Source organism: Ruegeria sp. CDSA034 (genome assembly GCF_059612275.1).
On the sequence record NZ_JBXWQH010000003.1, the window covers coordinates 72,596 to 86,175 of the forward strand.

General features: G+C 57.2%; 12 protein-coding genes and 1 pseudogene. 9 read left to right on the forward strand and 4 right to left on the reverse strand.

Annotation, left to right across the window (positions count from 1 at the left end; translation table 11 throughout):
• Positions 1-53: 53 nt before the first annotated feature.
• Entirely contained in the window at positions 54-617 is a 564-nt protein-coding gene (gene efp / locus AC2FLJ_RS07115; protein WP_058274164.1) for an elongation factor P, read from the forward strand.
• A 58-nt stretch (positions 618-675) separates the two neighbouring features.
• Here efp and AC2FLJ_RS07120 read toward each other — a convergent pair whose 3' ends face one another.
• Both AC2FLJ_RS07120 and ygfZ read right to left on the reverse strand, forming a co-directional pair.
• Complete coding sequence (locus AC2FLJ_RS07120) at positions 676-1,620, reverse strand: ABC transporter transmembrane domain-containing protein (protein WP_282153716.1); 945 nt, start codon at positions 1,618-1,620, stop codon at positions 676-678.
• Positions 1,621-1,726: 106 nt separating this feature from the next.
• Positions 1,727-2,464: a CAF17-like 4Fe-4S cluster assembly/insertion protein YgfZ gene (gene ygfZ, locus AC2FLJ_RS07125; RefSeq protein WP_496705034.1), complete on the reverse strand. Its 738-nt coding sequence runs from the start codon at positions 2,462-2,464 to the stop codon at positions 1,727-1,729.
• A 74-nt stretch (positions 2,465-2,538) separates the two neighbouring features.
• Here ygfZ and AC2FLJ_RS07130 point away from each other — a divergent pair, with 74 nt between their 5' ends.
• Positions 2,539-3,213 (forward strand): TIGR04283 family arsenosugar biosynthesis glycosyltransferase, encoded by a 675-nt coding sequence (locus AC2FLJ_RS07130; RefSeq protein ID WP_496705036.1) that lies wholly within the window; start codon positions 2,539-2,541, stop codon positions 3,211-3,213.
• 7 nt (positions 3,214-3,220) lie between these two features.
• On the opposite strand, the pseudogene AC2FLJ_RS07135 reads toward AC2FLJ_RS07130, so the two are convergent.
• Positions 3,221-3,976, reverse strand: a pseudogene (locus AC2FLJ_RS07135) (hypothetical protein); the annotation flags it as partial.
• Positions 3,977-4,054: 78 nt separating this feature from the next.
• On the reverse strand, positions 4,055-4,942 hold the full coding sequence (locus AC2FLJ_RS07140; protein ID WP_108860251.1) for a MurR/RpiR family transcriptional regulator: 888 nt from the start codon (positions 4,940-4,942) through the stop codon (positions 4,055-4,057).
• Between the two features lie 136 nt (positions 4,943-5,078).
• Between AC2FLJ_RS07140 and AC2FLJ_RS07145 the strand changes: the two genes are divergently transcribed.
• The 7 genes from AC2FLJ_RS07145 to AC2FLJ_RS07175 all read left to right on the forward strand — a co-directional run bounded on the left by AC2FLJ_RS07145 (position 5,079) and on the right by AC2FLJ_RS07175 (position 13,576).
• The gene (locus AC2FLJ_RS07145; RefSeq protein ID WP_496696994.1) at positions 5,079-5,834 is read left to right on the forward strand and encodes an N-formylglutamate amidohydrolase; all 756 of its coding nucleotides are present in this window, start codon (positions 5,079-5,081) and stop codon (positions 5,832-5,834) included.
• Positions 5,831-6,415: a TRAP transporter small permease subunit gene (locus AC2FLJ_RS07150; RefSeq protein WP_496705038.1), complete on the forward strand. Its 585-nt coding sequence runs from the start codon at positions 5,831-5,833 to the stop codon at positions 6,413-6,415. The genes AC2FLJ_RS07145 and AC2FLJ_RS07150 overlap by 4 nt, the downstream gene beginning before the upstream one ends.
• Positions 6,412-7,731 carry a TRAP transporter large permease gene (locus AC2FLJ_RS07155; RefSeq protein ID WP_282169226.1) on the forward strand — a complete coding sequence of 440 codons (1,320 nt, stop codon included), beginning with the start codon at positions 6,412-6,414 and terminating at the stop codon, positions 7,729-7,731. Before AC2FLJ_RS07150 ends, AC2FLJ_RS07155 begins: the two co-directional genes overlap by 4 nt.
• A 50-nt stretch (positions 7,732-7,781) precedes the next feature.
• The gene (locus AC2FLJ_RS07160; RefSeq protein ID WP_058274157.1) at positions 7,782-8,816 is read left to right on the forward strand and encodes a TRAP transporter substrate-binding protein; all 1,035 of its coding nucleotides are present in this window, start codon (positions 7,782-7,784) and stop codon (positions 8,814-8,816) included.
• Positions 8,817-8,964: 148 nt separating this feature from the next.
• A complete protein-coding gene (locus AC2FLJ_RS07165; protein ID WP_496696989.1) occupies positions 8,965-10,650 on the forward strand; it encodes a Na/Pi cotransporter family protein in 1,686 nt (561 codons plus the stop codon).
• Between the two features lie 50 nt (positions 10,651-10,700).
• On the forward strand, positions 10,701-12,062 hold the full coding sequence (locus AC2FLJ_RS07170) for a glutamine synthetase family protein (RefSeq protein WP_496705041.1): 1,362 nt from the start codon (positions 10,701-10,703) through the stop codon (positions 12,060-12,062).
• A 131-nt stretch (positions 12,063-12,193) separates the two neighbouring features.
• Entirely contained in the window at positions 12,194-13,576 is a 1,383-nt protein-coding gene (locus tag AC2FLJ_RS07175) for an aldehyde dehydrogenase family protein (protein ID WP_496705042.1), read from the forward strand.
• Positions 13,577-13,580: the final 4 nt, after the last annotated feature.

Genomic DNA, 13,580 nt, shown 5'->3' on the forward strand with positions numbered 1-13,580 from the left:
CCAGATATAGGAGCGGGAACTGACGCATCAACCGTTTGTGAAGGATTTAAGTCATGCCCAAGATAAATGGGAACGAAATTCGCCCCGGAAATGTGCTTGAGCATAACGGCGGGCTATGGGCCGCAGTCAAAGTTGACCACGTAAAGCCAGGTAAAGGCGGCGCTTTTGCGCAGGTCGAACTGCGCAATCTGCGCAATGGCTCGAAGCTGAACGAGCGATTCCGCTCGGCCGACAAAGTCGAACGCGTGCGTCTTGAGCAGAAAGATCAGCAGTTTCTGTACGAATCTGACGGCATGCTGGTGTTCATGGATTCCGAGACGTATGAGCAGATCGAACTGCCTGCAGAACTGCTGGGCGAACGCCGCCCGTTTCTGCAGGACGGCATGACAATTGTCGTCGAATTTTATGAAAGCGAGGCTCTGAACGCCACGGTGCCTCAGAAAGTGACCTGCAAGATCGTTGAGACCGAGCCTGTGGTCAAAGGTCAGACCGCCGCGAATTCGTTCAAGCCGGCCATTCTGGACAACGGTGTCAAAGTCATGGTGCCGCCATTTGTCGGTCAGGATGAGATGATCGTGGTGAACACCGAAACCATGGATTATTCCGAACGCGCCTAACCACGCGTTTGCCAGAGTAAAGAAAAACCGCGTGGACCCGTGCCGCGCGGTTTATTTGTCAGCTGCCCCGTCTGATTTGGCGATACCGTTCGGGATTGGGGCCAAACAGTTCAAGCATCAGTTCATACTTGATGCGATTGGCGCTGACCTGCCGGTAAAAGGCGATCAGGAATGCCGTGGGGCCCTGAATGCGGCTGAGGCCGCTTGTGGCGGCGACCACAGTGCCGACATCCGTTTTCCCGTTCAGAACCAAATAGCCGCCCAACATCAGGACACCGACTGTTCCGGCTCCGTTTATGACGCTCAGTAGAAACTTGGCCGAAAGTTTCCAGATGAACATCTTGCGCCGTGTTTCGTAGATCTCGTCGAACTGCGCCTCAACCTCGCGCGCGATTTCGTTGATCCGCTCGACATTCAGCTTATCGTTGGCTCCGCGTAAAATCCGGACACGTTCGGCGACAAACACGTTCACCTTGCGTTGGGATACCAGCACGATGATGATCTGCGGCACGATCATCGAAAAGGCGATCATGCCCAGCCCAGGTTGCGTTGACGAGATATAGCCGATCACACTGATCAACGTGCCGATCTGAACGACCGGGTCCGAGAAAGCGCCGCCCGCGAATTTCCCCAGCTCTTCTGCCTCGGCTGAAATCGCCGTGGTCATCGTGCCCTTGCGCATCGTTTCGCCCGAGACATTGATATCTGAGGCACGCAGCAGCAGCCTTTGGCGGATCATGCGGATCAGATCTTCGCCCAACGTTCCTGCGCGATAGCTCAAAAGCCACTTTAGGGCGAGGCTGAGTAAGATGACCGACATCATTCCGACACCCAGGTAGATCAGCCTGTCCGTGCTTACATCGGCCGAGGTCAGGTGGTTGATGATGTCGCGCTGAAACTCCAGCGGAACTGCAGCCAGACCCGCAATCGCAATGGACAGAACGATGAGGATGATCTGCCGTCCGGCGCTGGCGCGCCAGATTGCCCTGTATAGCTGGAACATACGTGCATCCGGATTGCTGATTTCAAACCAGTGTGACAGCGCGGTTGGCTATGTTCAAACCACACCAATTCAGTCGGTTGCTCAGCCGTGCCGGTTCGGCAACACGTTAAGTGTCCAACTGTATGGTGGCGTCACCGGCCTGCATGTCGTTACCCACGCGGTCCAATCGCAAATAGGCGATCCCGCGACCATTGGATTGGGTGAACAATGTACCGGCCGGTTTTCCGCCAGAAGTAATTGCAGTTCCAACCGCTGCAGACCCAGTGACGCTAACGCTGCGCAGACCCTTGCGCAGTTCAGTCTTGTGTTTCATCCGCGCGGTGACTTCTTGCCCGACATAACAGCCTTTCTTGAAGTCCACGCCGTTTAGCGCCTCGAACCCGGCCTCAAGGATATAGCTTTCGGGTGTCAGTTCGATTCCAGTTTCCGGAATGCAGTGTCGCACGCGGATTGAATCCCAATCTGTACCGTCGTCGCTTTCCGAACCCGATGTATAGGTCCGCCAGCCCATATCCGGGTGCCTTGGGTCGGGCAGGGCACCTTCGGGCGCAGGGCCAGTACCGCGCTGCAGGCTCAGGTCGCTGTCTTCGATGCTGACATCTGCGCGTAGCTTGTACATGCCCAACCGTTTGGCAAATCCATCGGCAAGGCCTTCGGCAACATCCAGCAAAACCGCGTCACCCTCGCGCTTCAGAAAGAAGTCCGCCAGGTATTTGCCTTGTGGGGTCAGCAGGGCGGCGTAGACCAGCCCATTGTCCAACCCTGCGGTGTCGTTGGTGATCAACCCTTGAAGAAAGCTGTCGGTGTCCGAGCCGCTCAGGCGCAATATACGGCGGTTGGGCATCTGGGTTGTCCTCGTCTTTTCCTCGGACCTCGTGATATAAGGGTTTCCGCTGCCATGACCAGAGGGTTTCCGCCGTGCCTGCGCCGATTAGCATCGTTGTCCCGACCCTGAATTCGGACGGCAACCTTCCCGCGACCCTTGCGGCCTTGATGGAGGGCCTGCATGCGGGGCTGATCCGCGAATTGATCGTCTCGGACGGAGGGTCGGCCGATCAGACTTTAAAGATTGCAGATGAGGCCGGGGCTGAGATCGTGACCGGGCCACCTTCGCGCGGGGGGCAATTGGCCAGAGGATGCACCGCAGCCAAAGGGGACTGGCTGCTTGTTTTGCATGCCGACACGGTTTTGCAAGCGGGGTGGAGCAAGGTTGTAGGCGACCACCTTGGCACTGGAACCCCGGCGGCGTTTCGTCTGGCATTTCGGGCATCAGGCTTTGCGCCGGCATGGGTGGCGGGTTGGGCCAATCTGCGCAGTCGTCTTTTTGGCCTGCCATATGGCGATCAGGGCCTGTTGGTCCCGAGTGAGATGTATCGAAAGGCGGGGGGCTTTCCTGATCAACCCTTGATGGAGGACGTCGCTTTGGTCCGCAGTTTGCGCGGCATCACTTTGCTGCCCAGCCGGGCAGTTACGAGCGCGGATCGCTATGAGCATGCGGGCTGGTTGCGTCGGGGAGGGCGGAACCTGTGGACACTGACGCGGTATTTTCTGGGGGCAGATCCTGCGAAGCTGGCGCAGGACTATCGGCGCTGAGCGACGCGCGCAGCTCGACCACAGATTTGCCCAGACGGAACGGCGCCGCGAAACTGACCAGACATAACGCGATGATCTGCAGTACAAGTATATGCGCATTGTCTTGCAGGTATTCCCATTCGTCCTTCAACTTGCCGACCTGTTCCACCAGATCATCATAGCTTTGCGCCAGGATCAGATAATCTCCGGCAATCGCGGGGACTTTGCGGCGCATGTTGTCGATCGCGGCCTGTGTTATGTCGTCCAACGTGGTAAAGACTAGGAACTGATCGATGTTGAACGCATCAGCCTTGTCGGCCATTGCGCGCATTTCGTCCTGTTCGTCTTTTGCCTGACTGCCAAACAAAAAATGCAGCCCCTGCAGTGGCGCGACCTCATTTGTGACTGCGATGAACAATGGCAGGTCGGCATTGCTGGCGGTTGAGGCCGACAGGAATTCGACCTTTTCGCACAGCACTGCAGTATCCGGATCAAAAGCCGGGTCGCAGAACCGCAGGCGGAACCGCGCGGCATCACGGTCAAAGGCCAGCCCGGCGGCGTAAGCCACGTCTATTTGGCGATCCAGTCGCGAGCTATCCGAAGTGTAAAGCCCGGCCAAAACCGCGACCAGCGCGCCAACGCCACCCAGCACGACCCAGACTAGGTCCGCGAGTTTCCAGGCGCGATGCCCGGCGGGTTTACGGAAAAGAAAGGCGGTGCCAATCGATCCAATCAGAAAGAACAGGATCAAAAGCGGCAGTTGGTTTTGGGTCACGAAACTCATGCCCTCAAAGTGACGGCCTGCCATGCGGCTGGCAACACTCCTCACGCTCAGTTGTTCCGTTTGGGTGGTAAAAAGCCGTTATGAGCCCGAGCTTTGACCGAATTTCCGGAACAGTTTGGTGCGGTCAAAAGCTTGCTCCAACTCATCCGTGCGCTCTTTAACCGAATCCCACAGCCGTTCTTGTACTTCGGCGATGACGCATTCCATCAAAACCAGAATGGCCGCCATGGAGTCCCACGCGGACGGCACGGCAATGCGTGCAGCAAAGGTGTGTTTGGCCAGCCGATGAATGGGTGAGCGCCACTGATCGGTGAACAGAACAATTTCAGCCTCGCGTTCATGGCACAGCTGGCCGATCAGCAGTGACGCGTTTTCATATCGGCGAACATCCAGCGTCACCAGCACATCATCTTTGCGTATGTCCAGCAAGTCATGCGTCCACGATGCTGCAACGGGCAGCAGTCGGACATCCGGGCGGATCATTTGCAGGTGCAGGTACAGGTATTGTGCCAGCGTACCAGTGATGCGGCCGCCGGTAATGAAAATGCGCCTGTTGGGGTCACATAACAGATTGCAAAAGCTGTCGAATTCACCGGGGTCGACCTCATCAATCGTGCGTTTCTGATTGGCGAGAGTCTGTTGGGAATACCGGTTCAGGATGTGTTCTTCGGGCAGGTCGTTCTGCCATAGGTCACGCTTGGCGACCGGCCCCGAGATCATCTCTTTCACCTCACCCCGAAGGGCGGCCTGAAACTGCGGATAGCCGTCAAAGCCGGTTTTCTGCAGCATTCGTGCGACGGTCGTGGTCGAAACTGAGGCGGTGCTGGCCAGCTCGGTGATGCTGCCAAGGCCGGCCATGGGGTAGTCGTCCAGCAATACACTGACCAGTTGACGCTCGGATGGGGTCATCTTGTCTTTGTGGGCCAGCAGCCTGTCCGTCACCCGCACGCGGCGTTCCTCCTGCATCTTTTCGATCTTAGTGTGAATAATTTTTCAGCAAGATCAAGAGTGGTGAAATTTATACAGGAAAAATATTGACAGGTTAAGGTCTCTTGTGGAAATTTTTCCACACGCATCTTAATTGGAATCGCAAGGCGGTATTTTGGACTTCGGAACAGTCGTTCACACGGACACAGTAGATGGTCCCCTTTCGGTAATGCTGGTCTGCGAACACGCGTCCAGCCGCATTCCCGCGTTTTTGGGGGATATGGGATTGCCCGTGGACGCGCTGCAAAGCCACATCGCGTGGGATCCGGGGGCATTGGCCGTGGCCAAGCTGATTGCGGCACGCCTGTCGGCACCGCTGGTGTATGGCGGGGTGTCCCGGCTGGTCTATGACTGCAATCGCCCTCCTGAAGCCGCAGGGGCCATGCCGGCGCGCAGCGAGGACTATCAAATCCCAGCGAATGTCGATCTGTCCGAGGAAGAGCGCGAAAGCAGGATTGAGAGCATCTACCGGCCCTTCAGCAGGGCGCTGTCTGAACTAATCTCTCAAAACGGGGATACGCTTGAACTTATGGTCACGGTCCACAGCTTTACACCAGTCTATCATGGTCAGACGCGTGAGGTGGAACTGGGCATATTACACGGGACGGACGACCGGTTCGCCCAGGCAATGATGATGACAGCACCCGCCGACCAACCCTATGAGACTCGCTTGAATGAGCCGTATTCGGCGGCGGACGGAGTTGCCCATACCCTTGACGCGCAGGCGCTGCCGAACGGGCTGTTGAACGTCATGATCGAGATCCGTAATGACCTGATACAAACGCCCGAGCAGCAAGAGGCGATGGCCGACTGTCTGGCGTCATGGATCGCGCGGACCCTTGCAGAGTTTCAGAAAGGGGGCGCGGCGTGATCAAAGCGATGGCGTCATATGTGCGGATCGTTGATGCGGTCAACTACCGGATCGGGCGGGTCATGATGTGGGGCCTGTTCGTGATGATGGGCATCCTGCTGTGGTCCTCGATCTCAAAAACGTTTTTCGTGCCATCGCATTGGACGCTGGAAATGGCGCAGTTTGCGATGGTGACCTATTACATTATGGGCGGACCGTATTCGATCCAGCTGGGATCGAACGTCCGAATGGACCTGTTTTATCACAACTGGAGCCCGCACCGGAAAGCCTGGTTCGATGCCTTCACCGTTCTGCTGCTGATCTTCTACCTGGGGGTATTGTTTTATGGCGGGCTTGGGTCGACGGCCTACAGCCTTGGCTATTGGGGCGATGACCCGGTCTCCTACTTTTTTGGACTGTTGACAGGCAGTGAGGAAATTGGCCGGCTTGAACGCTCATCAACAGCGTGGCGGCCGTATATCTGGCCAGTAAAAACCATCATGGTGTTCGGCTTCTTCCTGATGCTGCTGCAGGCGATATCGGAATTCTTCAAAGACATAGCCCGGATCAACGGGCAGGAAATCGGGGTCGTGCGGGCATGAGCCAGGAATATATCGCCATCTTCATGTTCGCATTGATGATGCTGATGCTGTTCACAGGTCAGCGGGTCTTTGGCGCGATTGGCGCGGTGGCTACCATTGCCGCGCTGGCGCTTTGGGGAACAGGCGGGCAGGACATCACGTTCTCGGCCGCGATGAAGCTGATGAAATGGTATCCGCTGCTGACGCTGCCGATGTTTATTTTCATGGGGTATGTGCTCAGCGAAAGCCGGCTGGCGGATGACTTGTATAAGATGTTCCACGTCTGGATGGGGCCTATCAATGGTGGTCTGGCCATCGGCACCATCGGTCTTATGGTGCTGGTCTCGGCCATGAACGGCCTGAGCGTTGCAGGTATGGCCATTGGCGCGACCATTGCGCTGCCGGAACTGCTTCGGCGCGGCTACGACAAGACGATGGTGACCGGGGTCATTCAGGCGGGTTCTAGTCTTGGTATTCTGGTTCCACCCTCGGTGGTTCTGGTCCTCTATGCGATGATCGCGCGCCAGCCTGTTGGGCAACTGTGGCTGGCGGGGATTATACCGGGTCTGCTGATGGCTGCGATGTTCATTCTCTACATCTGGATCCGCTGCCGCATTCAGCCCGAGCTGGGACCCGCAATGGAAGACGCGCATGAGGTGCCGCGGGCCGAGAAGATCCGGCTTCTGGGGGCAGGGGCGCTGCCGCTGATCATCTTTGCGGCCATGATGGTGCCGTTTGTGAATGGCTGGACGTCACTGGTCGAAAGCTCGGCGATCGGAGCGCTGACCGCTCTGGCTGTGTCCGTCATCAAGCGCCGCATGACCTGGAAGATTTTCGAAGACTGCACCAAGCAGACGTTGGCCATTTCCTGCATGTTCATGTGGATCATTCTGGCCGCGCTGGGCTTTGGGGCCGTATTTGACGGTCTCGGCGCGGTGAAAGCCATCGACAATCTGTTCACCGATCAACTTGGCTTGTCGCCCTGGATGATCCTGATCCTGATGCAGCTGAGCTTTATCGTCATGGGCACGTTCCTGGATGATACGGCAATGCTGGTCATCGTGGCACCGCTTTATGTCCCGCTGGTCGGCGAGTTGGGCTTTGATCTGATCTGGTACGGGGTGCTTTATACGATCACGACGCAGATCGCCTATATGACGCCGCCCTTCGGGTACAACCTGTTCCTGATGCGCGCGATGGCCCCGCCCGAGATCACCCTGCGGGACATCTATGGTTCGATCTTTCCTTTTGTCGCGGTGATGGTACTGGCGCTGACAATCATCATGATTTTCCCGGAAATCGCACTGTGGTTGCCCGGGTATGTCTATGGAAATTAACAAGAATGCTCGGTGAACGGGCACAGAAACTTTAACGGAGAGGAATTGACATGACGACAAGACGTAAGTTTCTGAAAACCGCTGGGGTTGGCGTTGCTGCCGCACCGCTGGCGACGCCTGCCTTGGCGCAGAACACGATCACATGGCGGATGCAGACCTATGCAGGTCCTGCGCTGGCCGAGCACGTGATTGATCCTGCGATCAAGATGTTCAACCAAATCGCCGGTGACCGGATGCAGATCGAGCTGTTCTATGCTGATCAGCTGGTTCCCACAGGAGAGTTGTTCCGCGCGATGCAGAAAGGCACAATCGACGCGGTACAGTCGGACGACGACTCGATGGCATCGCCTACCGAAGTAACTGTGTTCGGTGGCTATTTCCCGTTCGCTTCGCGCTATTCTCTGGACGTGCCTGTGCTGTTCAACCAGTGGGGCCTGAACGAGATCTGGGACGAGGAATACTCCAAGGTCGGCGTCAAGCACATCAGCGCCGGAGCATGGGACCCTTGCCACTTTGCGACCAAGGACCCGATCAACTCGCTGGCGGATATGAAGGGCAAACGCATCTTCACCTTCCCGACGGCGGGGCGCTTCCTGTCTCAGTTCGGCGTCGTGCCGGTAACCCTGCCGTGGGAAGACATCGAGGTTGCGGTTCAGACGGGCGAACTGGACGGTATCGCTTGGTCGGGCATCACCGAAGACTACACCGTCGGCTGGGCCGATGTGACCAACTATTTCCTGACCAACAACGTGTCGGGTGCCTGGGCGGGTCACTTCTTTGCCAATATGGACCGCTGGAACGAACTACCCGAAGATCTGCAGACCCTGTTCAAGGTTTGCTGTGATCAGTCACATTACTACCGTCAGTGGTGGTATTGGGGTGGTGAGGCCAACCTGCGCGTCAACGGCACCAAGATGCAATTGACTTCTATCCCGGACGAAGAATGGGTAACCGTTGAGGAAGCCGCCGTGAAGTTCTGGGACGAAGTGGCAGCCGAGTCCGAGACCAAAGCGAAAGTTGTCGACATCTTCAAGCGTTACAACGCCGAGATGCTAAAGGCTGGTCGGCCCTATCGTTACACCTAAGAAACCCTTCTTCCCGACGCGTGGGGCACCCCGTGCGTCGGGATTGGACATCAATAAGCGACATCATTTATGCTCTCGTCTGTTCCAAGAATAGAAAAACAAAACCGGAAGCACATTTGTGCGCACCGGTCAGACGAGGTGTGAACATATGGCTATCGCGAGCTTTTTGATTGAGATTTTTGCCGCAACCATGTTGCTGCTATTCGCCGTACGCTTGGTTCGTACCGGTATCGAACGGCGCTTTGGTGCGCTGTTCCAGTCGATCCTGACACGCCACTCCAACAGCTTTGTTGCAGGGGGGGCTGGCATGGTTCTGGCCACGATCCTGCAAAGCTCGGCCGCCGTTACGGTTTTGCTGACCGGTTTCGCTGCGGCGGGGATGGTGACGTTTGGAATGGCGCTGGCGGGTGTTCTGGGCGCGGATTTGGGCGCCGCTTTAGTCATTCAGGTTCTGTCCTATGATCTGGGCTGGCTTCAACCTGCATTGTTGGCGTTGGGCGGTTGGCTGTACCTGAAATCCGAACGGTCGAATGTCCGGCTTATGGGGCGGATCGTTCTGGGCGTCGCCTTCATCCTGATTTCGCTTCAGTTTCTGCGCGAAGCAGTTGAGCCGATCCGCGAAAGCGCGTTTTTACCCGCAATCGCGGGGTATCTTGAGACCGATTATTTCAGCGCCTTTATCGTTGGTGCGGTGCTGGCCTTTGTCATGCACAGCTCGGTCGCGACGATCCTGATGTGCGTGGCCTTGGTTCAGATCGGTGCAATTCCCTTTGCCGCCGGGTTGTCGCTGGTGCTGGGAGCAAATCTGGGTTCGGCCTTTATTCCAATGTGGCTGACGCGCGATATGACCGTCTCAGCCCGGCGTATTCCTCTGGCCAACCTCTTATTGCGGGGAAGCGCGGCGCTGGTAATGCTGATCGTCGTGAATGTTGGCGGGTTGCACGAGGCGCTATTGGTGACGAGCCCGGCGCAGTCTCTGATTTTTGCACATATCGGATTCAATTTGGCTGTATTCCTGCTGGCCACAGGCTTCGTGAACCAGTTGGAACAGCCGATGTCCGTTCTGATGGCGGAGCCCAAAGCCGAGGCCAATGCGCTGGATCAGTTCTCGGATGCGCTGACACCGCTGGGTGACCCCAGCGGCGAAAGGGCCAGCGTTGCGATGTCCTCGGTGCGTCACGAGCTGTTGCAGATGATCACGCAAGTCGAGCGTATGTTCCGGCCCGTTTTGGATATCTACGAACAGGATGACAGTGACGCGATTTCAGCGCTTTGGCAGCAGGACGAGCGGGTGAATACGCAACTGACCGAGATCCGCCGTTTCGTCGCGCGCATGCCGCGGCAGAATATGAGCAAAGGGCAGATCAAAGCCGCACGAGGGTTGGTCGAATATGCCATCCGTCTTGAAGCTGCGGGCGATGTCGTCTCCAACCGGATGACCCGGACGGCGCAGATCAAACACACCGAACGTTCGGAGTTCTCAGCGCAGGGCTGGAAAGAGCTGAAAGATTTGCACGCGGCCATTCTGGAAAGCTTCTCGCTGGCGCGTCACGTGCTGTTGGTGGACGACATGGATTGTGCCCGACGGCTGGTGTTGGACAAGGCCGAGGTCAAGCGGATGTCCCGCAATAGCCGCAAGGCGCACCTCAAACGGTTGGAGCGCGGTCAGACTGAGAGTTTCCAGTCCTCCGATCTGCACCTGGAAACGCTGCGGTCCATGCGTGATCTGCATGGGCACATCGCCGCCATCGCCTATCCGATCCTCTACAAAAGCGGTCAGGTTCTGGAAACGCGCCTGGTGATGGAAATGGAAAAAGAAGCCAACGATGACTGACGGCAGGTAATCGAAACCGAGGTCTCTGTAAGTGACAAAGGATACCAATGATGGGCAATGATGCGATTTTGGCTGATCTGAAAGCCAAATTCGAGGCGGGCGAGGTCGACACGGTGCTGGTCTGCATGGTGGACATGCAGGGCCGCCTGATGGGTAAGCGGTTTCACGCAGGCCATTTCGTGGCGGGCGCATGGGAAGAGACACATTGCTGCAACTACCTGCTGGCCACAGATCTGGAGATGGCGACACCCGACGGCTATGCCTCGACCAGTTGGGAGCGGGGTTATGGCGATTATGTCATGAAGCCGGACCTGAGCACGCTGCGCCCAGTGCCGTGGCTGGAAGGCACGGCGATGGTGATGTGCGATGTGCTGGATCACCACACCGATGAAGAGGTTCCACACGCGCCTCGGTCTATTTTGAAGAAGCAGGTCAACCGGCTGAAGGCCATGGGCTATGACGCGATGTGCGCCACCGAGCTGGAGTTTTTCCTCTTTGAGAAGAGCTTTGACCAGATCCGCAAGGAAGGGTTCCGCGATCTGGAGCCGATCTCGGGCTATAACGAAGATTATCACATCCTTCAGACCACCAAGGAAGAGCATGTGATGCGCCCGATCCGCAACCATCTGTGGAATGCGGGGATTCCGGTTGAGAACTCGAAAGGCGAGGCCGAGACCGGGCAGGAAGAGCTGAACATCAAATATGCACCGGCGATGGACACGGCCGAATACCACTCGATCGCCAAGAACGCGGTGAAAGAGATCGCCTGGCAACACGGTCACGCGGCGACATTCCTGCCGAAGTGGCACCATGACAAGGTGGGCAGCTCGTCCCACGTGCATCAGTCGCTTTGGGCGGATGGCAAGCCAGCGTTTTATGATGCGGATGACGCGTTGGGTATGTCGGCGCTGATGAAAAGCTATATGGCGGGTCTGCTCAAATATGCCGCTGACTATACCTATTTCATGGCCCCCTACATCAACAGCTACAAGCGGTTCATGAAGGGTACCTTTGCGCCGACACGGATTATCTGGTCGGTAGACAACCGTACGGCTGGCTTCCGTCTGTGCGGCGATGGGACGAAAGCCGTGCGGGTTGAGTGTCGTATTCCGGGATCAGATATGAACCCGTATCTGGCGATGGCTGGCATGTTGGCCGCCGGGATCGCCGGTATTGAAGAAGGCTTGGAACTGCAATCGCCCACCACCGGTGATGTCTATCAGGGTGACACCGGCATGATCCCCGGCAATCTGCGCGCAGCACGGGATGCGTTGCACGGGTCGTCGATGCTGAGGGCTGCCATGGGCGAAGAGGTGGTCGATCACTATACCCGCGCGGCGGAAGTCGAGATCGAGGAATTCGAGCGGGTTGTGACGGATTGGGAAATTGCCCGGGGGTTTGAGCGGGCTTGAGATTGGGTCCGGCTGGGGGCTTTGCCCGCCGCCATTGGCGCTCGAACCAATGGCGCACCAATGGCAGCACCCAAAGGATGTTTGTGGCCAGATGAAGCAGGGATCCTGTTTCTTTCGGAATTGGAGTGGATATGGGGCAGATGTTGAAATGTGTCTCGCCGATTGCTGGATCGGTTTTTGCTGAACGTGAAGTGCTATCACGGGATGCAGCGTTTGAAGCGGCAGCGCGATCGCGGGCGGCACAGGCAGAATGGGCGGCGCGGCCGTTGCAGGAACGTATTGATCTTGTCATGGCAGGCGCGGCTGCGGTTGGGGCGATGAACGATGAGATTGTGCCCGAGTTGGCGCATATGATGGGGCGTCCGGTACGTTATGGCGGTGAGTTTGGCGGCTTTAACGAGCGTGCGAGCCATATGGCTCAGATTGCCGAGGCGTCTCTGGCTGATATCGCAGTGGGCGAGGATGAAACCTTCAAACGCTATGTCAAGCGCATTCCGCATGGCGTGGTCTTTGTAGTGGCGCCCTGGAACTATCCCTACATGACCGCAATCAACACTGTGGCCCCGGCGCTGATCGCGGGGAACACTGTGATCCTGAAACATGCCACGCAGACGCTGCTGGTGGGCGAGCGCATGGCGCAAGCGTTTCATTCTGTGGGTATACCCGAAGATGTATTTCAGAATGTCTTCCTGAGCCATGACATGACCAATGACCTGATCGCAGGCAATGCGTTCGACTTTGTGAACTTCACCGGGTCAGTAGGTGGTGGCCAAGCGATGGAGCGCGCGGCTGCTGGGACATTCACCGGTGTTGGCACCGAGCTGGGTGGTAAGGATCCGGGCTATGTCATGGATGACGCTGATCTGGATGCAGCGGTCGAAACGCTGATCGACGGTGCCATGTTCAACTCGGGCCAGTGCTGTTGTGGGATTGAGCGGATTTACGTTCACGAAAGCCTTTATGACGACTTCGTCGCCAAGGCAGTCGATGTAGTGAAAGGCTATAAGCTGGGCAATCCTCTGGACAGCGATACAACGATTGGTCCGATGGCCAATGTACGCTTTGCCAAAGAGGTGCGCGCGCAGATTGCTGAGGCCGTTGGGGCCGGGGCGGTGGCTCATATCGACACGTTCCCCGAGGACGATGGTGGAGCCTATCTGACACCGCAGATCCTGACCAGCGTCACCCATGACATGCGGGTGATGCAGGACGAGAGTTTCGGCCCTGTGGTCGGCATTATGAAAGTGTCCTCGGACGACGAAGCCATCGCCTTGATGAATGACAGTGAATTTGGTCTGACCGCCAGCCTGTGGACCCGCGATGTAGACCGGGCCGAACGCGTGGGCGATGCGATCGAAACCGGAACCGTGTTCATGAACCGCGCCGATTATCTGGATCCGGGTCTTTGTTGGACTGGCTGCAAGAATACTGGACGCGGCGGCGGTTTGTCCGTCATTGGCTATCACAACCTGACACGTCCTAAATCCTACCACCTGAAAAAGGTCACGGGCTAAGGGC

Bases quoted from the DNA above. Each gene is read 5' to 3' on its own strand.
- AC2FLJ_RS07160 (WP_058274157.1), top strand. From the start codon at position 7,782: ATGACGACAAGACGTAAGTTTCTGAAAACCGCTGGGGTTGGCGTTGCT.
- AC2FLJ_RS07120 (WP_282153716.1), bottom strand. From the start codon at position 1,620: ATGTTCCAGCTATACAGGGCAATCTGGCGCGCCAGCGCCGGACGGCAG.
- ygfZ (WP_496705034.1), bottom strand. From the start codon at position 2,464: ATGCCCAACCGCCGTATATTGCGCCTGAGCGGCTCGGACACCGACAGC.
- AC2FLJ_RS07140 (WP_108860251.1), bottom strand. From the start codon at position 4,942: ATGCAGGAGGAACGCCGCGTGCGGGTGACGGACAGGCTGCTGGCCCAC.
- AC2FLJ_RS07170 (WP_496705041.1), top strand. From the start codon at position 10,701: ATGGGCAATGATGCGATTTTGGCTGATCTGAAAGCCAAATTCGAGGCG.
- efp (WP_058274164.1), top strand. From the start codon at position 54: ATGCCCAAGATAAATGGGAACGAAATTCGCCCCGGAAATGTGCTTGAG.
- AC2FLJ_RS07165 (WP_496696989.1), top strand. From the start codon at position 8,965: ATGGCTATCGCGAGCTTTTTGATTGAGATTTTTGCCGCAACCATGTTG.
- AC2FLJ_RS07175 (WP_496705042.1), top strand. From the start codon at position 12,194: ATGGGGCAGATGTTGAAATGTGTCTCGCCGATTGCTGGATCGGTTTTT.
- AC2FLJ_RS07155 (WP_282169226.1), top strand. From the start codon at position 6,412: ATGAGCCAGGAATATATCGCCATCTTCATGTTCGCATTGATGATGCTG.